This is a genomic window from Brevundimonas sp. GW821-FHT02A10 (assembly GCF_059422025.1).
Window position 1 is genome coordinate 20411 of sequence record NZ_JBWKWC010000007.1, and the last position, 21819, is coordinate 42229.

The window sequence follows — 21819 nt, forward strand, 5'->3', positions numbered from 1 at the left end:
TCAGGCCTTCAGGCTCGGCAGGTTCAGTTCGTGTTCTTTCGCCGAGGCGCGGGCGATCTCATAGCCGGCGTCGGCGTGGCGCATGACGCCGGTCGCCGGGTCGTTCCACAACACTCGCTCCAGACGCTTCGCCGCCTCGGTCGTGCCGTCGGCGACGATGACCACGCCGGAGTGCTGGGAATAACCCATGCCCACCCCGCCGCCATGGTGGATCGAGACCCAGCTGGCCCCCGAGGCCGTGTTCAGCAGGGCGTTCAGCAGCGGCCAGTCGGACACGGCGTCCGAACCATCAATCATTGATTCCGTCTCGCGATTGGGGCTGGCGACCGAGCCGGAGTCGAGGTGATCCCGCCCGATCACGACCGGCGCCGACAGCTCGCCCGACGCCACCATCTCATTGAACATCAGACCGGCGCGATGGCGATCACCTAAACCAATCCAGCAGATACGGGCCGGAAGTCCTTGAAAAGCGATACGTTCCTGCGCCATGCCCAGCCAGCGATGCAGACCAGCGTTGTCCGGGAATAGCCGCTTCATGGCCTCGTCGGTCTTGCGGATATCCTCTGGATCGCCGCTCAGCGCCGCCCAGCGGAACGGGCCGACGCCGCGGCAGAACAGCGGGCGGATATAGGCAGGCACGAAGCCGGGGAAGTCGAAGGCGTTGGCCAGTCCTTCGTCGAAGGCGACCTGACGGATGTTGTTGCCGTAGTCCACCACAGGGATGCCCGCCGCCTGAAAATCGAGCATGGCCTGAACGTGGGTGACGATGGAGGTCTTGGCCGCCGCCTCGACCGCCGCCGGGTCGGACTGGCGTCTGTCTTCCCACTCCGCGACCGTCCAGCCGCTGGGCAGATAGCCGTTGACCAGGTCGTGGGCGCTGGTCTGGTCGGTGACCAGATCGGGCCGCACGCCGCGCTTCACCAATTCGGGCAGGACGTCGGCGGCATTGGCCAGAAGGCCGACCGAGACAGGCTTGCCCGTGCGGCCTGCCTCCTCGATCAGGGCCAGGGCCTCGTCCAGGGTTTCGGCCATGACGTCGAGGTAGCGGGTCTCCAGACGCTTCTCGATCCGGCTGCGCTGGCATTCGACGGCCAGGCATGAGGCGCCGGCCATGGTCGCGGCCAGGGTCTGGGCGCCGCCCATGCCGCCGAGGCCGGCGGTCAGGATCCACTTGCCCGACCAGTCGCCCTCGTAGTGCTGGCGGCCGGCCTCCATGAAGGTCTCATAGGTGCCCTGAACGATGCCCTGGGTGCCGATGTAGATCCAGGACCCTGCGGTCATCTGGCCGTACATCATCAGCCCCTTGCGATCGAGTTCGTTGAAATGCTCCCAGGTCGCCCATTTGGGCACCAGGTTGGAGTTGGCGATCAGGACGCGCGGCGCGTCCTCATGGGTGCGGAAGACGCCGACCGGCTTGCCCGACTGGACCAGCAGGGTCTGGTCGGCCTCCAGCGTCTGAAGCTCGGCGACGATGCGGTCGAAACTGGCCCAGTCGCGCGCCGCCTTGCCGATGCCGCCATAGACGACCAGGTCGTCGGGCCGTTCGGCCACCTCGGGATCGAGGTTGTTCATCATCATCCGCATCGCCGCCTCGGCGACCCAGGTCTTGGCCGTCTTCTCGGAACCGCGCGGGCTGCGCACGACGCGGGCGTTGGGAGTCTTCTCGGTCATGGCGTCCGTCAGGCTTTGGCGAAATCGATGCAGGCGGTCAGGACGGCGCGCAGCGTCGCGCGCATCCGTTCCGCCCGGGCGGGTTCATAGGGGGAGGGCCAGTTGGTCTCGTCGACGGGACCAGTGGGATCGACCATGTAGCCGCGGTCGGCCAGCTCCATCTGGATGGCGTGGACGCCGGACGCCGGCTGCCCGTAGTGGCGCGTGGTCCAGCCGCCCTTGAAGCGGCCGTTGACGACATGGCTCTGGCCCGAGACGGCGCAGGCGGCCTCGACGGCCTGGGTCAGGGCGCCGTCGCAGGTCGCGCCGCCGTTGTCGCCGATGTTGAACTGCGGCAGCTCGCCGTCGAACAGGCGCGGCACGACCGAGCGGATCGAATGGGCGTCATAGAGGACGACGGGGCCGTTGGCCCTCAGCCGGTCGATCTGGCCCTGCAGGGCGGCGTGATAGGGATCGAAGAAGGCGGCGCGGCGGGCGTCGATCTCGGCCTGATCCGGTTCCTGACCCGCCAGATACAGCGGCTCGCCGTCGAAGGTCTCGGTCGGGCACAGGCCCGTAGTGGTCATGCCGGGATAGAGGGAGGCGCCGGACGGGTCACGGTTCACGTCAATGACGCTCCGTGAGATCCCGGTCCGCACGAAGCTCGCATCGAGCTCCACCGCGAAGTCATACAGCCGGTCCACCCACCAGTCGGCGTCCTTGCGCGCGAGCCAGGGCGAGGTCATCCGCGCCTCGATCTCCGCCGGGATCGCCGTGCCGGTATGGGGAAAGCCGATAATCAGGGGCGAGGCGCCCTCGCGGATCGTGAGCCAGTCCTGCATGTCTTCGGCCTCCCTCGCGATTCCGTTTGGGTGTGGTATGTCTATACATAATGTTCGAGTCTGATCGGGATTGTCCAGTGCCGTCCATGCCGTCTGAAGGTCGCAGCCTGTGGTTCGAACAGGCCCTGCTGGGGGACACCTGGGCGTCCGACGTCCGGATCACCGTCGCGGACGGCCTGATCGCCTCCATTGAAGCCGGCGTCGCCCGGGCCGCCTCTGATCAGGGCGGCGGGGTCGCCATCCCCGGCGTCGCCAATGTTCACAGCCACGCCTTCCAGCGCGCCATGGCCGGCCTGACCGAGGGGCGGGGTCCGGAAGGGGGCGAGTACGACGACTTCTGGAGCTGGCGACAGCTGATGTACCGCTTCCTCGACCGGGGCGGGCCGGAGGAGATCGAGGCGATCACCGCCCTGGCCTTCGCCGAGATGCTGGAGGGCGGCTTCACCCGCGTCGCCGAGTTCCACTATCTGCACAACGATCCGATGGGCCGGCCCTATGCCGATCCGGCCGAGCTGACGGGGCGGATCGTGGCGGCGGCGCAGGCGACGGGCGTCGGCCTCACCCTGCTGCCGGTCTTCTACGCCCACGCCGGCTTCGGCGGTCAGCCGCCGTCGCAGGGCCAGCGCCGCTTCATCACCGATTTGGACGGTTTCGCCGATCTGGTCGCGCGGGGACGCACCCTGACGGCCGACCTGCCGGACGCCGTCGTCGGCGTCGCCCCCCACAGCCTGCGCGCCGTCTCGCCCGAGGAATTGGCCGCCATGCCCGCTCTCGCGGGTGACGGGCCGATCCACATCCACGTCGCCGAACAGACGCAGGAGGTCGACGACTGCCTCGCCTGGTCGGGCGCCCGGCCGGTCGAATGGCTGCTGGCCAATGCGCCGGTCGACCCGCGCTGGTGCCTGATCCACGCGACCCACGTCACCCCCGCCGAATGGGGCGAGGTCGCGCGGCGCGGCGCCGTCGTCGGCCTGTGCCCGGTCACCGAGGCCAACCTCGGCGACGGCGTCTTCCCCGCCTCGGCCTATGTCCAGCAAGGCGGGCGGTTCGGCATCGGCACCGACTCCAACGTCCGCATCGGCCTGGCCGGCGAGCTGCGCATGCTGGAGTACAGCCAGCGTCTGTCCCTGCGGAAGCGAGCCGTCATGGCCGACGGGACCCGCACCACCGGCCGCGCCCTGTTCGACCGCGCCCTGTCCGGGGGTCAGCAGGCGACGGGGGCCAAGGGCGGTCTCGTGGTCGGACAGCCCGCCGACATCGTCGGCCTCGACACGAGTGGCATCGCCTTCGAGGGCCGCTCGGGCGACGCTATCATCGACAGCTGGATTTTCGCTGCCGACCGGAACGCGATCCGCTCCGTCTGGCGGCGTGGCGAACAGGTCGTGGCCGACGGCCGCCACGTGGCGCGCGACGCGATCGAATCCCGCTACCGCAAGGCGCTCACCACTGTTCTGGGACGCGACGCATGAGCGAGCCCGCCACCCTTCACCGCCGCATCTACGCCGAGCTGGAAGGCCGCATCCTGTCCGGCGACTGGGCGCCCGGCGCGCGCATCCCCTTCGAGCACGAGCTGACGACCCAGTACGGCTGTTCGCGCATGACGGTGAACAAGGCCATCTCCGAGCTCGCGGGCCGGGGTCTGGTCACGCGCCGTCGCCGCGCCGGGACCTTCGTCGCCCAGCCCCGCGCCCATGCCGCCATTCTGGCCATCCCCGACCTCGGCGCCGAGATCGCGGAGCGCGGCCAGGCCTACGCCTTCCGCCTGCTGGAGCGCCTCGAGCGCGAGCCCCGCAACCGCGAGGAGCGGGAGCTGGCCGCCGGCGGCGTCCTGCTGGAGCTGGCCGGCCTGCATTTGGCCGACGACACGCCTTTCGCGCTCGAGCGCCGCCTCATCGCCCTGGCCGTCGTGCCCGAGGCGGCGGTCGCCGACTTCTCTCTCATGCCGCCGGGCGCCTGGCTGCTGGATAGTGCGCCCTGGACCGAGGCCGAGCACCGCATCTCCGCCGTCGGGGCCGCGGGCGGCGACGCCCGGCTGCTGGGCCTCAAGCCCGGGACCGCCTGCCTGTGCGTGGATCGCCGTACCTGGCGGGACGGGCAGGGGGTGACCCAGGTCCGCCAGACCTTCCCCGGCGACCGTTACGACCTGGTCGCCCGCTTCTCGCCCGCGCGCGGAGACCGCCCGTGAAGGCCGACCTTCTGATCACCGACTGCCACGTCGCCACCATGGCCGACGGCGGCGCGGCCTACGGTGCTATCGAGGACGCCGCGATCCTGATCCGCGACGGCGCGATTGTCTGGATCGCTCCGCGCGCGGACCTGCCCGAGCATGAAGCGAGCGAAACCCACGTCCTCGACGGGCGCTGGGTCACGCCCGGCCTGATCGACTGCCACACCCACCTCGTCTTCGGCGGCGACCGCTCGGGTGAGTTCGAACAGCGTCTGGAGGGCGCGACCTATGAGGAGATCGCCCGCGCCGGCGGCGGCATCGTCTCCTCGGTCAAGGCCACCCGCGCGGCTTCGGAGGAAGGCCTCTACGCCTCGGCCCTCAGCCGCCTCGAAGGCCTCAAGGCGACGGGGGTCACCACCGTCGAGATCAAGTCCGGCTATGGCCTCGACCGCGACAGCGAGCTGAAGATGCTGCGCGTCGCCCGCCGTATCGGCCGTGAGGCCGGGGTCCGCGTCCGCACCTCCTATCTGGGCCTCCACGCCGTCCCGCCCGAGTTCCGGGGCTCGGACGAGAGCCGCGCGGCCTATGTTGACCTCGCCATCGACGACATCCTGCCCGCCGCCCATGCCGAGGGTCTGGTCGACGCCGTCGACGCCTATTGCGAGCCCATCGCCTTCTCGCGCGATGAGGTCTCGCGCCTGTTCGACAAGGCGAAGGCGCTCGGCCTGCCGGTCAAGCTGCATGCCGACCAGCTGTCGGACGGCGGCGGCGCGGAGCTGGCGGCGCGTCACCACGCCCTGTCCGCCGACCATATCGAACACGCGACCGAGGCCGGGATCGCCGCCATGGGGCAGGCGGGGGTGGTCGCCGTCCTGTTACCCGGCGCCTACCTCATGCTGCGCGAGACCACGCCGCCGCCGATCGCGCTCCTCCGCAAACACGGCGTGGCCATGGCCGTGGCCACCGACTGCAACCCCGGCACCTCGCCCGTCGCCTCCATGACGGCGGCGATCACCCTGGCCTGCGTCCAATTCCGTATGACCCCGGAAGAAGCCCTGGCCGGCGCCACCCGCCATGCGGCCCGGGCGCTGGGCCTGTCCGACCAGATCGGAACCCTCGCGCCCGGCCTGCGCGCCGACCTCGCCGTCTGGGACATCACCCGCCCTGCGGAACTGGCCTACTGGCTCGGCAAGCCCTTGCTTTCGCGGCGCTATATGGACGGGTTAAGGGTTGAAACCTAAGGCCGTATCTGGGTTATGAACTAATCCAGGGTTCGCCTTCTGGTTGGAGTGCTAGATCGGCCCCGCGCCGGATGCGGGCCGACTGCTACGCCGGGACGCCTTCGTGCTCGAGATCAAGGGGCGCGAGCAGGAGTGCGCTGCTGGCGTCGCGGGGCGTTCAGCTGATCGGCGCGGGGCTTCACTGTCGCTCTGCGGCAGTCGGTCCAGCCGGTGCGATTACTTCACCAGCCGGACCGGATCTTCATTGCTGCGAATGATCTTCCAGCGTTACCCGCTGCTGGATGAGTGGCTGAAAGACCGCCGGGCATGTCGCGACGGTTCCCACAAGGCCTCGCGCAAGCCATTGCTGGACGTTGCCGAGTGCGCGAGCGCTGAAGTCTTCAAGTTCATCATGGAACTGAATGACTTCGAGCAGGCACAAGGCCTCCATGGAGCTGTGGGGCTGATACGCACCCAGCCAGGCTTCGATCTTGACGCGCTTCTCGTAGAGAACATCCATGGCCCGTTCGTGCGCCAGATCGTTGGGGAAGCCGGACGGGTCAAGGTAAGCCTTACTAAGTTCAAGCCACTCCGCGAACTCGACTTCAAACTGGCGCTGTGCTGCTGCGAGGCTCATTCCCATAGGCGCGATCCTTCGGATATGCGGATGGGAGCGTATGGCTGCCAAACCGCTGGTGAGGCTCTTCCTGACAACCATAGGTGAATACGAGTCGGTAGCGCTGTCTACTGTACGAAATCGTACGATCAGCCCGAAAATGCAGCGTTTTCTGGCAAGAAGATGGCTTTGATTACAATGGTTTCGTTCTCTGGAGCGCCGCATCGGTCCCGGTGGGGGATGTTTTGCAACCTATAGGGGTTATGGCGGCGCGCGGATGTCGCAGTGCCACTCCCTTCCCGTCACCCGCTTCCCTCCGCCTGCGACGCGCGCTAGGCCTCGGGGTCCAACGAGGGCCGCCGATGACCACGAGCACCACCGACGTCGTCATCCTGGGCGGGGGCCACAACGGGCTGGTTTGCGCCTTCTACCTGGCGCGGGCGGGGCTGAAGGTGACGGTGCTGGAGCGCCGCGCCGTGGTCGGCGGAGCGGCGGTGACCGAAGAGTTCCACCCCGGCTTCCGCAACTCCACGGCCAGCTACACGGTCAGCCTGCTGAACCCCCGGGTCATCGCCGACATGGATCTGGCGCGGCACGGGCTGACCGTGGCTGAGCGCAAGGTCTCCAACTTCCTGCCGCTGGACGACGGCCAGTATCTGCTGGCCGGGGAGGGGCGGACGCAGGCCGAGGTGGCGCGGTTCTCGGCCCGGGACGCGGAGCGGCTGCCCGAGTACGAGCGGCGGCTGGAGGTCGTGGCGGCGGTGCTGCGCGACTGGATCCTCAAGGCGCCCCCGAACATGACCACGGATGGCTGGCTGGCCGCCCTGCCGGAGCTGGCGAGCGCCGCCGGCCTGGGGCGGCAGGCGGCGGGGCTGGACGTGCAGGGGCGGCGCGACCTGCTGGACCTGTTCGCCAGGTCGGCCGGCGACTGGCTGGACGGCTGGTTCGAGAGCGAGCCGATCAAGGCCCTGTTCGGCTTCGACAGCATCGTGGGCAACTACGCCAGCCCCTATACGCCGGGCTCGGCCTACGTCCTGCTGCACCACGTCTTCGGCGAGGTGAACGGCAGGAAGGGCGTCTGGGGCCATGCTCTCGGCGGCATGGGGGCGATCACCCAGGCCATGGCCGCCGCCTGCGCCGAACAGGGCGTCGAGGTGCGGCTGGAGACGCCCGTCGCCGAGGTCCTGACCCAAAAGGGCCGGGCCGTAGGAGCCGTGACAGAGGCGGGCGACGTGGTTCGGGCCCGGGCGGTGATCTCCAACCTCCACCCCCGGCTGCTGTTCGACCGGCTGGTCGATCCGGCGGTGGTCCCGGCGGACTTCGCGGAGCGGATGCGAGGCTATGCCTCGGGCTCGGGCACCTTCCGCATGAACGTGGCGCTGTCCGAGCTGCCCTCGTTCAGCAGCCTTCCCGGTCAGGGGGACCACCTCACTGCCGGGATCATCATGGCTCCCAGTCTGGCCTATATGGACAGGGCCCATGCCGAGGCGCGGCTGCACGGCTGGTCGCAGAACCCCATCATCGAGATGCTGATCCCCTCGACGCTGGACGACAGCCTGGCCCCGCCGGGGAAGCACGTCGCCAGCCTGTTCTGCCAGCATGTGGCGCCGGACCTGGCCGACGAGCATCGCGAGACGGTAGCCGACCTGATGATCGAGACGGTCGACCGCCATGCCCCGGGCTTCAAGGCCTCGGTGTTGGGCCAGCTGGCCCTGGGGCCGCGCGATCTGGAGCGGCGCTTCGGCCTCATCGGAGGCGACATCTTCCACGGGCGGCTGACGCTGGACCAGTTGTTCAGCGCCCGGCCGGTGCTGGGTCACGCCGACCACCGGATGCCGGTTCCGGGCCTCTACCTCTGCGGCTCGGGCGCACATCCCGGCGGCGGGGTGACCGGGGCGCCCGGGCACAACGCCGCCAGGGCGGTGCTCAGAGACCTTAAGCGCTGACCCCGAGCACCTTCATCAGGGCCTGCTGTACGGCGTCCTCGGTGAAGGGCTTCTGGATGGTGGGATGGCCACGCCATTCCTCGGGCAGGCCGCCCTCGCCGTAGCCGGTCGAGAAGACGAAGGGCACGCCCCGTTCCTTCAGGGCGGCGGCGACGGGGAAGACCTCCTTGCCCGCCACATTGACGTCCAGCAGGGCGCCGTCGAAGGCCGAGCCCTCGCCGATCACCGACAGGGCCTCGTCGATGGTCGAGACGGGACCCAGAGTGGCGCACCCCATGTCCTCCAGAATGGTCTCCAGCAGCATGGCGACGAGGGACTCGTCCTCCACCACCAGAATGGTCCGGCCTTCCAGTGCTTGGGTCATCAGTCGTGTCCTCTGTCGAGCGGGATCGAGAGTTCCGCGCGGAAGCCGGCGGGGTCGTAGTCGAGTCGGGCCTCGCCGCCAAGGTCGTGGCGGACGTTGCGTTCGATGAGCCGGCTGCCGAAGCCCCGGCGGGAAGGGGCGGCGACGGGCGGGCCGTCCAACTCGCGCCATTCGATGGTCAGGCGGCGGTCAGTCTGGTCGGCGACCGACCAGTCGACCATGACCCGGCCGTCCGGGTTGGACAGGGCGCCGTACTTGGCGGCGTTGGTCGCCAGCTCGTGGAAGATCATGCCCAGAGACAGGGCTGCGGCGGGGCCCAGGGCCACCGGCGGGCCGTTGGCGAGCAGCCGCAAGGGGTCGTGGGCCTCGGTCTCGTGCCTCAGGATGTCGGCGAGGTCGGCGCCTTCCCAGTGGCTGCGGGTCAGCAGGTCGTGGGTGTGCGACAGGGCCATCAGCCGCGACTGGAAGCTCTCGGCGAAGGTCTTCGGGTCGTCATGGGACCGGGCCGTCTGCATGGCGATGGACTGGACGGTGGCCAGGGTGTTCTTCACCCGGTGGTTCAGCTCGTCGATCATCAGCTTCTGGCGCTGGGCGGCCCGGACGCTGTCGGTGACCTCGTGGCCCTGAACGAAGATGCCGGTGATCCGGCCGTCGGCGTCGCGGATCGGCTGGTAGATGAAGTTCAGGTAGACGGTGGTGAGCGGGCCGTTGGGCGCGTGCTGGAGCTGGACCTGGCTCTCCTTGCCCTCGAACGGCTCGCCCGTGGCGTAGACGTCGTCCAGCAGCTCGAAGTAGCCCTGACCCTGAAGCTCGGGCAGGGCGGCGCGGATGTCCAGGCCGGTGACGGTGCGGTGGCCGACCAGCTGGGCATAGGCCGGGTTGACCATCTCGAAGACGTGGTCGGGGCCGTTCAGGACGGCGACGAAGCCCGGCGCCTGCATGAACATGTCGATCAGGCGGCTGCGCTCGACCGAGAGCCGCTGGTTGTCCTCCTGCACCCGCCGGGCGCGTTCCAGGACACTGCCGCCGATGATGGCCTCAAGGGCGCTGACGGGCTCCTCGACCGCAGCCTCGGCCCGTTGGCGCAGCAGCTCCAACTCGGTCACGTCGGTGGTGTGCTGGAGGACGTAGAGCACCTCTCCGGCGGCGTTCTTGAGCGGAGTGTGGGTGGCGCTCCAGAAGCGCTCCTGATGGGTCACCACGCCCGAGGCGTCGCGCACGGGCACCGAAAAGCGGACGAGGGCGACATGGTCCGGCGTGCCGGTGGCCAGCACCCGCTCCATTGACGAGCGAACGATGCGGACGCTCTCCAGACCCTCGTCGCCGGGTCCGGCGTCGAAGGTCTCGAAGACCAGCCTGCCGATTGTGGCCTCGCGGGTCGTGTCGAGGGCGGCCAGATAGGCCTCGTTGACCCCGGCGTAGCGGAGGTCCGGGGTGACGAGCATGTAGGGGTTGGGCGAGGCGTCAAACGCCGTCGCCAGATCGACCCCCAGGTCGCCGGACTTCACCAGTTCTTTCAACGCCGTCCCCGCTACTCGCGCGCTCAACGCATAGTGTAGCAATCGGTTTCATCGGCCTGTCACCTTTCTTTCTCCCGGCGAGGTTTGAGGCTTGCGGCCGGTGTCGGCTAGGGTGGGGCCATGTCCCTGACCGTCCTTCTCGGCGCCGCCCTTCTGATGACCACACCGATGCAGGATCCGCCGACCCCGACTCCGCCCCAGCCCACGGTGATGATCGGCCGGGGCGCGCTGATCGGGCGTGAGGCCGACCGGGGCGGGGTCGCGGTCGAGAGCTTCAAGAACGTGCCCTATGCCCGGCCGCCGGTCGGGCCGCTGCGCTGGCGGCCGCCGGTTCCCGCCGAGACCTGGACCGGGCCGCGCGACGCGGGCCAGGTCGGGGCCATCTGCATCCAGCCACCGGCCAATGGCGACAACGGCGTCGGGCCCCTGCCGATGAGCGAGGACTGCCTGACGCTGAACGTCTGGACGCCCAAGGAACGGGATCATCCGTTGCCGGTCATGGTCTGGGTTCATGGCGGAGGCTACATCAACGGCTCGGGCACGGCGGCCCTGTACGACGGGACCAGCCTCGCCAGCCGGGGCGCGGTGGTGGTGACCCTGAACTACCGGCTCGGGCGGCTGGGCTTCTTCGATCATCCGGCCCTGGCGGCCGAACGGCCTGCGGGCGAGGCTGCCGGCAACTACGGCGTCATGGACATGATCCTGGCGCTTCAGTGGGTCCGGGATCACGTCGCGGCCTTTGGCGGAGACCCGGCGCAGGTCACGATCTTCGGCGAGTCGGCCGGGGGCGTGGCGGTGAGCCAGCTGATGGTCGCCGAACAGGCGCGGGGCCTGTTCTCCAAGGCCATCATCGAGTCGGGTCTGGGGCGTCAGCAGGGTGTCGCTCTGGAGGACGTCGCCGACGCCGAGGCCAGCGGCCAGACGCCGCGTTCGACCCGGGCGCGCGGCGCGGCGTGGGCGGAGCAGGCAGGTGTGGCTCCGATCGCCGAGGCCCTGCGCGCCGTGCCCGCCGAGCGGCTGCTGGAGCCCGCGCCGAGCTTCTATGGCGGCGACCTGATCCTGAACGATGGCATTGTAATCAAAGAGGATATCGAGACGGCCTTCGCCGCGGGACGCGAAGCGCCCGTGCCCCTGATCATCGGCACCAACTCGGCCGAGTTCTGGTGGATGAAGCCCTCGGATCTGACCCCCTATGGCGAGATCGACGACGCCCTGACGCCTGAGGAGAAGGCCGCCTTCCTGACCGGATACGGCGGGCAGGAGGGCTATGACGCCCACGTCCTGAGCGACCTGGTGTTCAACGAACCGGCCCGGCATCTGGCCCGGTTGCACGCCGCCAACGGCCACCCGACCTTCCTCTACCGCTTCGACGTGGTCTCGGCGGCGATGAACGAGCCGCACGCGGGGGCGACCCATGCCTCGGAGCGCCAGTACGTCTTCGACACCCTGAGCGCCTCGCCCTGGGCCACGGACGACCGCGACCAGAGGGCGGCGGACCTGATGAGCGGCTACTGGCTCCAGTTCGCGCGCGAGGGAAATCCCAATGGCGAGGGCCGGCTGCGCTGGCCCGACCTGCGGCCCGAACCCGACCAGTTGCTGGAGTTCACCAACGACGGGCCGGTGATCAAGCCGGTCCCCGAGGCGCGGCGGCTGGACCTGATCGAGCAGCTGTACGGGCGTCGCAAGGCGCGCTGACGGGTGGGCTTTGCACTCGAAAAAAGGCGGGTGCAAAACGTGCAATTTTGAAGGCGTGCGGTGAGATTTCTTGCGCAAGGCGCTGAATTTCAACGTCCGGTATCGCGATAAGGATTTGCACTCCGAGTGCAACGACGGTGCAAGCTGCAACCTGCCTCCGCGCGATTTCGCCGATAATGTCAAAGACCCGACGAGAGCCTAACACGGCGGAGAGACGTGCTGAGCCGAAACGGTCCCGGCGTCGAAAGACATCGGGATTTCAAGGGAACGGCACCTGGTCTGGCGCCAGGTCAGGGTGCGCGGGGTGAGGGCTTTCGCGGCCGAGAAATTCCCGCAATGATGGCGCCGGGGGGAGAGCAATCATGATCCATCGTATTCCGCTTCTCGCGGCCGCTGTGCTGTCGATGGGCTTTCAGCAGGCCGGGCCACCGGCCGAGCCGCTGAGGACGATATCGAGCGAGGTGGTCATCACGCCGGACTGGGAGCTCGCGCCCAGGCTCGCCTATCCCGCTCTCGCGGCCTCCCACGATATCGAGTCCGGCCGGGTGGTGCTGCGCTGCGACCTGACGGACCGGCGACTGAAGCATTGCGAACCGGTCTCCGAAGAGCCGAAGGGGGAAGGGTTCGGGGAGGCCGCGGTGGCGGGCATCAGCCTAGGGGTGATCACGGAAGACTGGGCGAGCAAGCATGAGACCGGTTCGGCGGTCTTCCTTCCGGTGTATTTCCGCCTCTACTGACCACACGGGCGGCTATAGCCGCTGACAGGCGAGCCCGCCCGGCGGCGAGGCGAAGGGCGAGGGCATGACCCTCACCCTCCCTGTGTTCGCGGGGCTGCTGCTTCTCCTGAGGGAGAAGGGAAGACCTAGCCGTTCGACTTCTTCCTGGGCTTCGGCTTGCCCTTGGCGTCCTTGGGAGCCCAGGGACGGTCGCCGCCCTGCGGCTTGACCTTGGGCTTGCCCTTCCACGGCTTCTCGCCGGGCGCGGCGGCCGGGTGGGCGTCAGACGACGGGGCCCAGGCGGCCTTGGGCGCCGACGGGTCCTTCTTGACCCACGGCTTCTTCGCCGGAGCGTCGCCTGAACGTTCGGCGAAGGCGGGCTTGTCGCGCTTCACCCAAGGCTTCTTCTCGCCCGCGGGAGCGCCGTCTTCGCGCTTGACCCAAGGCTTCTTCTCACCGGCCGGCGCGTCGTCGCGTTTGACCCAGGGCTTCTTCTCGCCGCCTTCGCGATCCTTCCAGGCGGGCTTGTCTCCACGCGGGGCTCCGCCTTCGGACTTCTTCGCCCAAGGCTTCTTCTCGGGGCGGTCGCCGCCGTCGAAAGGCTTCTTGTCCCAGCGGCTGGCGGGCTTTTCCTTCGGACCGGGGGCGACGGCGTCGTTGACGGTCACGCCGTCTTCCAGACCCGAGGCGATGGCCGCGCGGAACTTGGCTTCGGCCGCCTTGGTGATCTCGAACTTGGTCTCGCGGTCGAAGATCTTGATCGAGCCGATGTCGCCCTTGGTCACATGGCCCAGACGGCAGAGCGTCGGCAGCAGCCACTTGGGATCGGCGTTCTTGTCGCGGCCGATGTTGATGCGGAACCAGGTCATGTCGCCGCCACGGGCGAAGTCGGTGAGCGGGCCGTCGCGCTGGCCGCGGTCGTTCACGCCGGTGGCCTGGGCGCGCTTCATGCGGTCGTCGTCATAGACGTCTTCCGGCGAGGGTAGCTTCTGGCGGTAGAGGCGGATCAGGGAGGCCGCGATCTGTTCGGCGGAGGTGCGTTCCAGCAGCAGCTTGCCGAGCTCCAGCGCTTCCGCGTCGTCGACGGGGGCGGTCAGGGCGGGATCGGCCAGCAGGCGCTCGCGGTCCTTCTCGAGGATCATCTCGGCCGAGGGCGGACCTTCCCATTCGGCGGTGATCCCGGCCGACTGGAGCATCAGCTCGACCTTACGGCGACGGGTGTAGGAGACCATCATCACCGAGACGCCCTTCTTGCCCGCGCGGCCGGTGCGGCCCGAACGGTGGAGAAGAGTGGCCTTGTTGACCGGGATCTCGGCGTGGATGACCAGGCCCAGGTCGGGCAGGTCGAGGCCGCGGGCGGCGACGTCGGTGGCGACGCAGACGCGGGCGTGGCCGTCGCGCAGGGCCTGAAGCGCCTCGGAGCGGGCGGCCTGGGTCAGTTCGCCCGACAGGCCGACGACGGCGAAGCCGCGTTCACGCAGGGAGGCGGTCAGGTGCTTCACCCGCTCGCGGGTGTTGGCGAAGACCAGGGCGCCGGGGGCCTCGAAGTAACGCAGGACGTTGACGACGCCGAGCTCGACCTCGTTCGGGGCGATCCGGATGGCCTTGTATTCGATGTCGGCGTGCGAGCCGGCGCCGGCGACGGTGTCGATGCGGATGGCGTCGCGCTGATAGGTGCGGGCCAGCTGGACAATGTCGCGGGCCAGGGTCGCCGAGAACAGCAGGGTGCGGCGCTCGGCCGGGGCGCTGTCGAGGATGAAGGTCAGGTCTTCGGCGAAGCCCATGTCCAGCATCTCGTCGGCCTCATCGAGGACGACGGCCTTGAGGCCCGAGAGGTCGAGCGCGCCGCGCTCCAGATGGTCCTTAAGGCGGCCGGGAGTGCCGACGACGATGGCGGCGCCGCGTTCCAGAACCCGGCGCTCGGCGCGGGGGTCCATGCCGCCGACGCAGGTGGCGATGCGGGCGCCGGCCTTGGAATAGAGCCACTCCAGCTCTTTCGAGACCTGCAGGGCCAGTTCGCGGGTCGGGGCGATGATCAGGGCGGCGGGGGCGCCGTTGTCCTCGATGCGGTCGGCGTCGCCGAGCAGGGTCGAGGCGAGGGCCAGGCCGAAGGCGACGGTCTTGCCCGAGCCGGTCTGGGCGGAGACCAGCAGGTCGCGGCCAGATTCGGACTCCAGCACGGCGGCCTGGACGGGGGTGGGCTCGGCATAGCCGCGTTCGGAAAGGGCGAGGTCGAGCGCGGGATGGCTGGCGGGGAAGGGCATGAATTGTCTCGTACGGCGCTTCGGGTCGAAACGCGAGCAGACGCCGGGTTTTGGGGCGCGGATGTGGGGAGCGAGGCGCGCGCCTGAATCTCAGGGTAGGGCGGTCACTTGCGAAGGGGCGGCCCTTTGCGCCCGGAACAAGGCCGAATGGTGGTGATACGCGAAAGAGTCAGCGACGAGTTGCCCATACAGCAAAGCAAAAAATCGTCCAAAAATAGAAAACTCTCATTTCTACAACGAATAATTGCATAATCACAACCCGATGTTATCTTCGTGCGGGGTGGTTGCATGAGCCAGGCGACGCGCGTTCATCTCGGGGCCTCTTCGCTGGAACTTCTGGCGCGCTCCGATACGGCCGAGTTCATCCACCCGAGCTGGATGCATCTGGGCGACCCTCCCAACTATGAGGCGCGGTCCGATACGGGGACGCTGAAGTCGCGCGCCCGAGCCTGGGCGAAACGCCTGCTGCGGCGCGGCGGGGTTGCGGCGGAAGGCGATCCGGCGCTCTACGCCCGGACGAATTTCAGGCCGTGGATGTTCACCAAGGGCGACCGGCTGCCGTTTGAGGACAGCTCCATCGGCTTCATCTACTCCGAGCATGTTTTCGAGCATTTCCGCTACGACATCCTCACGGATCTGCTGGCGGAGTCCCTGAGGGTGCTGAAGCCCGGCGGGGTGATCCGGACGGTGGTGCCCGACGCGGACTACCGCACCTATGAGAAGCCCGAGATGAGCGGCTATCCCAATCCGTCGATGGCCTTCTCCCACCCGAACAAGCACAAGATCCGCTGGAACAACTATCTGCTGGCCCAGACCCTGAAGTTCGTGGGGCTTGAGCCGAAATCCCTGGTCTGGTGCGACGAGGACGGGCGCTTCATCGCGGAGAACCCGGCGGAGGCCTATCGGGGGCGCAAGGTCGCCGATGCGGAAATGGTCGACACCCTTCGCTATGTGCAGCGCAAGAAGTCCCTGATCGTGGATGGTCTGAAAGTCGCCTGAGCCCGCTTCCGCCGGAGACGTCAGGTTTCGACGGCTGACCGCAGGGCGGTGCGGGGTGATGACAACCCGAGATGACAGCGTCACTGTGCGCGGGTCTTCCGGGGGGATTTCGATGTTCAGAACCGTTCTGATGGCCACGACCGCTCTGGCGGTGCTGGCGGGCTCGGCCGTCGCTCAGCAGGCCTTGCCGTCGGGCAGGGTCCTGGCGGGCGCGCTGGAGGCGGGCGATGCGAAGCTGCAGAGCGGCGAGTTCTACGACAGCTGGGCCTTCGAAGGCCGGGCCGGAGAGCGGATCAGCCTGCGCATGTCGTCCGGCGCCTTTGACCCCTATCTGATCCTGAACGGGCCGAACGGCTTCTCGCAGGAGAACGACGACGCCGCCACCGGGGTGACGGACGCCGGTCTGGAGGTGACGCTGCCGACGACCGGGACCTATCGGTTGCAGACGACCAGCTTCCAGGCGGGCGAGGCGGGCGACTACCGGCTGATGCTGGCCAGGGGCGGGGCGCGCGCCGACGTGGGACCGGCGCAGAACGTCATCCCGCCGCCGATCGCGATTTCGACCACGCCGGTGCTGCAGGCGGGGCGGACGGGTAACGGCGAGCTGCGGCGCGGCGACACCACCCTGTCGAGCGGGGAGTATAGCGACACCTGGACCTTCCAGGGACAACGCGGGCGGACCTATACGATCACGCTCGAGTCCGGCGACTTCGATCCGTATCTGGTGGTGCGCGGGCCGGGCGGTTTGAGCGAGGACAATGACGATGACGCCTCGCGGCGCGGGTCCTCCAACAGCCGGGTGAGCTTCACCGCCCCCGCCGACGGCGAAGTCCGGGTCACGGCGACCAGCTATCAGTCGGGCGAGACGGGGCGGTATGCGATCGCCCTGGTCGAAGGCGGGCAGACGACGCAGGCGAGCAGCGGCGGACGGCAGGCGGTCAACGGCGCGGCGGTGCTGAACCGTGGGCCGTCGCGTCAGACTGCGCAGGCCCAGGCGCCGGTCGTGGTTCCGGCCGATGCGGCGCCGATCGGCGTGGGCCAGAGCCGTGACGGACGGCTGGGGCAGGGGGCGGAGACCCTGTCGAGCGGGGAGTTCGTGAACCGCTTCACCCTGAACGGGCGGCAGGGGCAGTCGCTGGACCTGCGGCTCAGCTCGACCGAGTTCGACCCCTATCTGCAGATCACCGGCCCCGGCGGCTTCTCGGCCTTCAACGACGATGACGCCGGGCGCGAGGGCAGCCACGACAGCCGGCTGATCGTGACCCTGCCGGCCGACGGCGCCTATGTGATCGGGGCGACCAGCTATCAGTCGGGCGAGAGTGGGCGCTATCGGCTGTCGGTCGCCGACGGCTCGAACGCCCCGCCGCCCCGGCCGACCCAGAGCGCGACGCGGCCGACCACGGGCGGCAGCGGCCTGATGCACATCGGCGATACGGTCTCGGGCGAGCTGCAGGGCGGGGACGAGACCCTGCAGACCGGGGAATATGTCGACACCTATCGCTTCCAGGGGACGCGCGGTCAGCGGGTGGCGGTGGAGCTGACGTCTTCGGCCTTCGACGCCTATACGATCCTGCGGACGCCGTCGGGACGGCAGATCGACAATGACGACGGCGAGGACGGGACCAACAGCCGCCTCGATACCGTGCTGGGTGAGAACGGCGAGTATGAGGTTCAGGTGACCTCGTTCAATGCGGGCGAGACCGGCTCATATCGCTTCAGCGTGACGCCCAGCCAGGGCACGCCGCGTCAGGCGGCGGTTCAGGGCGGCCCGCGGGTGTTCGCGGTCATGGTCGGGGTCTCCGACTACGCCGGGGCGGCCAATAACCTCGAGTACACCGATGACGATGCGGCCAAGCTGGCTGACACCCTGAGGCGCGAGGGGGTGCTGAACCCCGCCAGCGTCACCCTGACCAATGCCGAGGCGACGGTGGAGGGCGTGCGTCAGGCCTTCCAGCGGGTCGCCGCCCAGGCCGGGCCGGACGACATGTTCCTGTTCTTCTTCTCGGGCCACGGCAACCAGAGCGACGCCGATCCGTCGGCGATCAGCGCGACCGAGCCGGACGGGCGCAGCGAGGCCATCGTGCTGCGTGACGGCGAAATCTCCGATGCCGAGATGGCACGCCTGTTCGGCAGCTTGCGGACCCGGCTGTCGCTGCTGGTGCTGGACAGCTGCTTCTCGGGCGGGTTTGCGCGGAACGTTGTCGACCGGCCGGGCGTCATGGGCCTGTTCAGCTCCGAGGAGGACCTGACCAGCGCGGTGGCCGACAAGTTCGAGGCGGGCGGCTATCTGGTCCACTTCCTGAGGACCGGCCTGGCGGGCGATGCTGACGGCGACGGCGACCAGATGGTCACAGCGGGCGAGCTGGCCACCTATCTGCGCCGCCAGTTCTCGAGTCAGGCTGAGGGCGTCGAAGCCCAGACGACCGAGGGGCAGCGCAACTACCAGAACCTGGTCATCGACCGGGGCGGGGTGCAGATCGATGATGTCGTGCTGAGGCTGGGGTCTGGCGGCAGCGCGCGCGGCGGCCAGACCCCAGCCTGGAGCCGGAATTGAAGCGGGCGACGGGATCGAAATCCCGCCGCCCGTTCATACGCTTACGCTACGCTACTGGATGCCTCAGTGGAACTCGTTCGGGTTCGTGCTGTAGGCCTGAACGGGCTGACCGTTGACGTAGGCGGTCTGGCCCGAAGCGGTGTCGGAGTAGGTCGCCGTGGCCTCGTAACGCGAGCCCTCGACGGCGTGGGCCGAATATTGCGAGCCGGTGGCGGCGCCGACAGCAGCCGGCGAGGCCACGGTGCAGCAGTCGTCTTCCGGATGCGGCTGGGCCGGGGTGTAGTGGATCTCCGGCGGAGCCACGGTCACTTCCGACGGACGCACGCGGACATTGGGCGCTTCCAGATAGATCTGGGCGGGCGCGACATTGACCGGCGGGGCGTCGACATAGACGGGCGGACCCTGGATGTAGACCAGCTGCGGCGGGACGTTGACCGGCGGCGAGGCCACGCGGACGCCCTGCGAGCGCAGGGTGACCGGGCGCGGCGCCTGGGGCTGGCCGTAGAAGGGCTGGACGTGGACCGGGACCTCGCAGTCGCAGTCCGGACCCGGATAGGGCTGAGGATAGGGCTGGGGCTGCGGGACGGGCGCGCAGGATCCGCCGCCGTTGCCGTAGCGGTTGGGATAGCCGTTACCGGGATAGCCGCCGCAGGGGTTGGGCTGGGGAACCGGCACGGGACCGCAGGCGCCGCCGCCGTAGCCATTGCCGTAACCGCCCTGATAGCCGCCCGGGTAGGAACCGCCGTAGGGGCCGCATGAGGGAACCGGGGCCGGGGCCGGAGCGGGGGCGCAGGAGTAGCAGCCCTGACCGCCGCCGTTATAGCTGGTGGTGCTGGAGTAGCTGGAGCTCTGGGTATAGGCGACCGAGCCTTGCGTGCGGCTCAGGGTGCGGCCGAAGCCGGAGACCGAATAGCCGAAGGGCTGGCTGGGACCCGCGACGCAGCCGCAGTTGTCCGAGATCTGGACGCCGCCGCCATAGCCGGGACCGGCCGGATAGAAGCCGTCATCGACGTAGGAATAGCCGCCACCGCCGCCGCCGCCCTGAATGGAGCCGTAGCCGCTGTAGGAATGGGCGTTGATCAGGCTGCGCCCGCCGCCGCCATAGGCGTTCGAATTGGCGTTGGCGTTTGCGTTCGCATTGACGTTCACGTTGACGTTGGAATTGAAGTTCCCGTTGAACGAGCCGCCGCGTCCGCCGCCATGATGGCCGCCGCCGCCGCCGCCGCCGCCGCCGCCGCCGCCGTGGCTTCCGCCGCCACCGCCCGAGCCGCCGCACGTGCCGCAGCCGGACGAACCGCCGCCGCCCGAATAGCCGCCGCCGCCGTGGCCGCCGCCATTGCCGCCAGCTCCGTTGCCTGCCCAGGCCGCGCCGGCCGAGGCCAGGGTTGCGGCGATCGCGATGATGATGACCCGTTTCACAGTGGTCGCTCCAATCTGTCTGAACCGGACTAGAGCAAGAGGTGCGCCGAGTGGGGGGCTTGCACCGCACGCGGACAAACCGAAGGCACCTTTACGCCCCGCGGGCGAGCCCGACGGCTGTTTTCACTGACGAAGTTTTCGAAGCTTGGCCGTAAGCGCGGGAAACGGTCGCCCGCCGGGGGAAATGTAAAATCGCGCCCGGAGCGCACCGCTCAGGCGAAAACGGACGTCGGGCTCAAACCCAGTGAGGGCCTGGGTTTGCGAGGCGATGGGGTGGGGAAGGGATGGTGGATGCTGCAGGGATTGAACCTGCGACCCCCTCGGTGTGAACGAGGTGCTCTCCCGCTGAGCTAAGCATCCGTACCGGAGTGTCGGGGCTGAATCGGGCCTCGACCGGGGAGGCGGCGATGTAGCCCGGCCCCCGCCAAAGCGCAAGCGTCAGATGCCGCTCGCCTTGACCAATTCGGGAGCATCCGTCTCGGGATCGCCCGGGAGCCAGGCCACATGGCCGTCGTAGATGTCCCGATTCAGCACACCTTCCTCGCGGGCGACCAGAACCGGGACAAGCATCTGGCCGGTGACGTTGGTGGCGGTGCGCATCATGTCGATGATCCGGTCGATGGCCACGATATAGCCGATCCCCTCAAGCGGAAGGCCGGCGGTGGACAGGGTCAGGGTCAGCATGACGATGGAGGTGCCGGGCACGCCGGCGGTGCCCAGCGAGCCGAGGACGGCTGTCAGGCCGATCAGGACGTACTGGGTCAGCGTCAGGTCGATCTTGAAATACTGGGCGATGAAGATGGAGGCGATGGCCGGATAGATGGCGCCGCAGCCGTCCATCTTGACGTTGGCGCCCAGGGGCACGGCGAAGGCGGCATAGGCCTGGGGCACGCCGAGGCGCTCGACCGTCTGGCGCAGGGTGATGGGCAGGGTGCCGAGCGAGGAGGAGGTGGCGAAGGCCGTCTGCTGGGCCGCGAAGGCGCCGCGGAAGAAGGAGGTCACCTTGAGCCCGTGCAGCTTCAGCAGGCCCGAATAGACCACGAGGATGTGGAACAGGCAGGCGGCGTAGATGGCGACGATGAACTTGACCAGCGGCAGCAGGGCCTCCCAGCCGTAGCCGCCGACGACCGAGCCGATCAGGCCGAAGACGCCGATGGGGGTCAACTGGATCACCCAGCGGGTGATGCGGAAGATGATGGCGGCGCCCTCGTCGACCAGACGGCGGGCGTTGGCGGCGCGATCGCCGAGCGCGACCAGGGCCACGCCCACCAGCGCCGAGAAGAAGATGATCTGCAGCACCTTGCCGTCGCTGAGCGCCTTGAACGGATTGGTGGGCACGACGCCGAGCAGGACCTCGAGCGGGGTCGGGATGACCCGCTCCTTGACCTCGCCCAGCGGCAGGTTCGACAGGCCGACGCCGGGATTGATCAGGTGGCCGAACAGGAAGCCGACCAGAACCGCCAGAAGAGAAGTGATGGCGAACCAGACGATGGTGCGCACGCCCAGCCGCACGGCCCCTGTCCCTTCGCCGAGCTTGGCGATGGAGGAGGCGATGGTGAACAGCACCAGCGGCGCGACCACCATGCGGATCAGGTTCAGATAGAGGTCGCCGATCGGCTGCAGCCAGGTCTCGGCATTCTCCCTCAAAATCAGGCCCGCGACGATGCCGAGGCCGAAGCCGACGGCGGTGCGGATCCACAGGGGAATGGCGAAGAAGCGGGCAAGCATCGGCGAACGGCTTTCGAGGGAAGGTTCGCGAATGTGCGGGGTGCGGCGGATGATCGCAACCGTGGAAGTGGCGAAAGGATCGGCGGACGGGTTTAGAAAAATTCGCCCGCCGAACCCTG

The 21819-nt window shown here is 68.7% G+C and carries 16 protein-coding genes and 1 tRNA gene; 8 read left to right on the forward strand and 9 right to left on the reverse strand.

Annotated elements, in window-relative coordinates; genetic code table 11:
* Both hutU and hutG read right to left on the reverse strand, forming a co-directional pair.
* The gene (hutU, locus tag AC07U0_RS16230; RefSeq protein ID WP_494721016.1) at positions 1-1671 is read right to left on the reverse strand and encodes a urocanate hydratase; all 1671 of its coding nucleotides are present in this window, start codon (positions 1669-1671) and stop codon (positions 1-3) included.
* Between the two features lie 8 nt (positions 1672-1679).
* A complete protein-coding gene (gene hutG, locus AC07U0_RS16235; protein WP_494721017.1) occupies positions 1680-2492 on the reverse strand; it encodes an N-formylglutamate deformylase in 813 nt (270 codons plus the stop codon).
* Between the two features lie 86 nt (positions 2493-2578).
* Between hutG and AC07U0_RS16240 the strand changes: the two genes are divergently transcribed.
* Genes AC07U0_RS16240 through hutI form a run of 3 tightly spaced genes read left to right on the forward strand, consistent with a single transcriptional unit; the run spans position 2579 to position 5900 of the window.
* A complete protein-coding gene (locus AC07U0_RS16240; RefSeq protein ID WP_494721018.1) occupies positions 2579-3961 on the forward strand; it encodes a formimidoylglutamate deiminase in 1383 nt (460 codons plus the stop codon).
* On the forward strand, positions 3958-4677 hold the full coding sequence (gene hutC, locus AC07U0_RS16245; protein ID WP_494721019.1) for a histidine utilization transcriptional repressor HutC: 720 nt from the start codon (positions 3958-3960) through the stop codon (positions 4675-4677). The genes AC07U0_RS16240 and hutC overlap by 4 nt, the downstream gene beginning before the upstream one ends.
* The gene (gene hutI / locus AC07U0_RS16250; protein WP_494721020.1) at positions 4674-5900 is read left to right on the forward strand and encodes an imidazolonepropionase; all 1227 of its coding nucleotides are present in this window, start codon (positions 4674-4676) and stop codon (positions 5898-5900) included. The genes hutC and hutI overlap by 4 nt, the downstream gene beginning before the upstream one ends.
* Before the next feature lie 241 nt (positions 5901-6141).
* On the opposite strand, the gene AC07U0_RS16255 is transcribed toward hutI, so the two are convergent.
* A complete protein-coding gene (locus AC07U0_RS16255) occupies positions 6142-6522 on the reverse strand; it encodes a hypothetical protein (protein WP_494721021.1) in 381 nt (126 codons plus the stop codon).
* Positions 6523-6857: 335 nt separating this feature from the next.
* On the opposite strand from AC07U0_RS16255, the gene AC07U0_RS16260 reads away from it, so the two are divergent.
* Complete coding sequence (locus tag AC07U0_RS16260) at positions 6858-8441, forward strand: phytoene desaturase family protein (RefSeq protein WP_494721022.1); 1584 nt, start codon at positions 6858-6860, stop codon at positions 8439-8441.
* Here the strand turns inward: AC07U0_RS16260 and AC07U0_RS16265 are convergent.
* The gene (locus tag AC07U0_RS16265; RefSeq protein WP_494721023.1) at positions 8431-8805 is read right to left on the reverse strand and encodes a response regulator; all 375 of its coding nucleotides are present in this window, start codon (positions 8803-8805) and stop codon (positions 8431-8433) included. The two genes, AC07U0_RS16260 and AC07U0_RS16265, sit on opposite strands and share 11 nt — an antisense overlap.
* The gene (locus AC07U0_RS16270; RefSeq protein WP_494721024.1) at positions 8805-10313 is read right to left on the reverse strand and encodes a sensor histidine kinase; all 1509 of its coding nucleotides are present in this window, start codon (positions 10311-10313) and stop codon (positions 8805-8807) included. Before AC07U0_RS16270 ends, AC07U0_RS16265 begins: the two co-directional genes overlap by 1 nt.
* A gap of 132 nt (positions 10314-10445) precedes the next feature.
* Between AC07U0_RS16270 and AC07U0_RS16275 the strand changes: the two genes are divergently transcribed.
* Together AC07U0_RS16275 and AC07U0_RS16280 are read left to right on the forward strand one after the other, a co-directional pair.
* Entirely contained in the window at positions 10446-12020 is a 1575-nt protein-coding gene (locus tag AC07U0_RS16275) for a carboxylesterase/lipase family protein (RefSeq protein ID WP_494721025.1), read from the forward strand.
* A gap of 362 nt (positions 12021-12382) precedes the next feature.
* Entirely contained in the window at positions 12383-12757 is a 375-nt protein-coding gene (locus AC07U0_RS16280) for a hypothetical protein (RefSeq protein WP_494721026.1), read from the forward strand.
* A 125-nt stretch (positions 12758-12882) separates the two neighbouring features.
* Here the strand turns inward: AC07U0_RS16280 and AC07U0_RS16285 are convergent, their stop codons facing one another.
* Complete coding sequence (locus AC07U0_RS16285; protein ID WP_494721027.1) at positions 12883-15000, reverse strand: DEAD/DEAH box helicase; 2118 nt, start codon at positions 14998-15000, stop codon at positions 12883-12885.
* Positions 15001-15288: 288 nt separating this feature from the next.
* Here AC07U0_RS16285 and AC07U0_RS16290 point away from each other — a divergent pair, with 288 nt between their 5' ends.
* Together AC07U0_RS16290 and AC07U0_RS16295 are read left to right on the forward strand one after the other, a co-directional pair.
* Positions 15289-15999, forward strand: coding sequence for a class I SAM-dependent methyltransferase (locus AC07U0_RS16290; RefSeq protein WP_494721028.1), 711 nt, complete (start codon positions 15289-15291; stop codon positions 15997-15999).
* 112 nt (positions 16000-16111) lie between these two features.
* Positions 16112-18553, forward strand: coding sequence for a pre-peptidase C-terminal domain-containing protein (locus AC07U0_RS16295; protein ID WP_494721029.1), 2442 nt, complete (start codon positions 16112-16114; stop codon positions 18551-18553).
* 63 nt (positions 18554-18616) lie between these two features.
* Here the strand turns inward: AC07U0_RS16295 and AC07U0_RS16300 are convergent, their stop codons facing one another.
* The 3 genes from AC07U0_RS16300 to AC07U0_RS16310 form a co-directional block, all read right to left on the reverse strand.
* Positions 18617-19972: a hypothetical protein gene (locus tag AC07U0_RS16300; RefSeq protein ID WP_494721030.1), complete on the reverse strand. Its 1356-nt coding sequence runs from the start codon at positions 19970-19972 to the stop codon at positions 18617-18619.
* Positions 19973-20257: 285 nt separating this feature from the next.
* Positions 20258-20332 (reverse strand) — tRNA-Val (locus tag AC07U0_RS16305).
* Positions 20333-20410: 78 nt separating this feature from the next.
* Complete coding sequence (locus tag AC07U0_RS16310; RefSeq protein WP_494721031.1) at positions 20411-21700, reverse strand: dicarboxylate/amino acid:cation symporter; 1290 nt, start codon at positions 21698-21700, stop codon at positions 20411-20413.
* Positions 21701-21819: the final 119 nt, after the last annotated feature.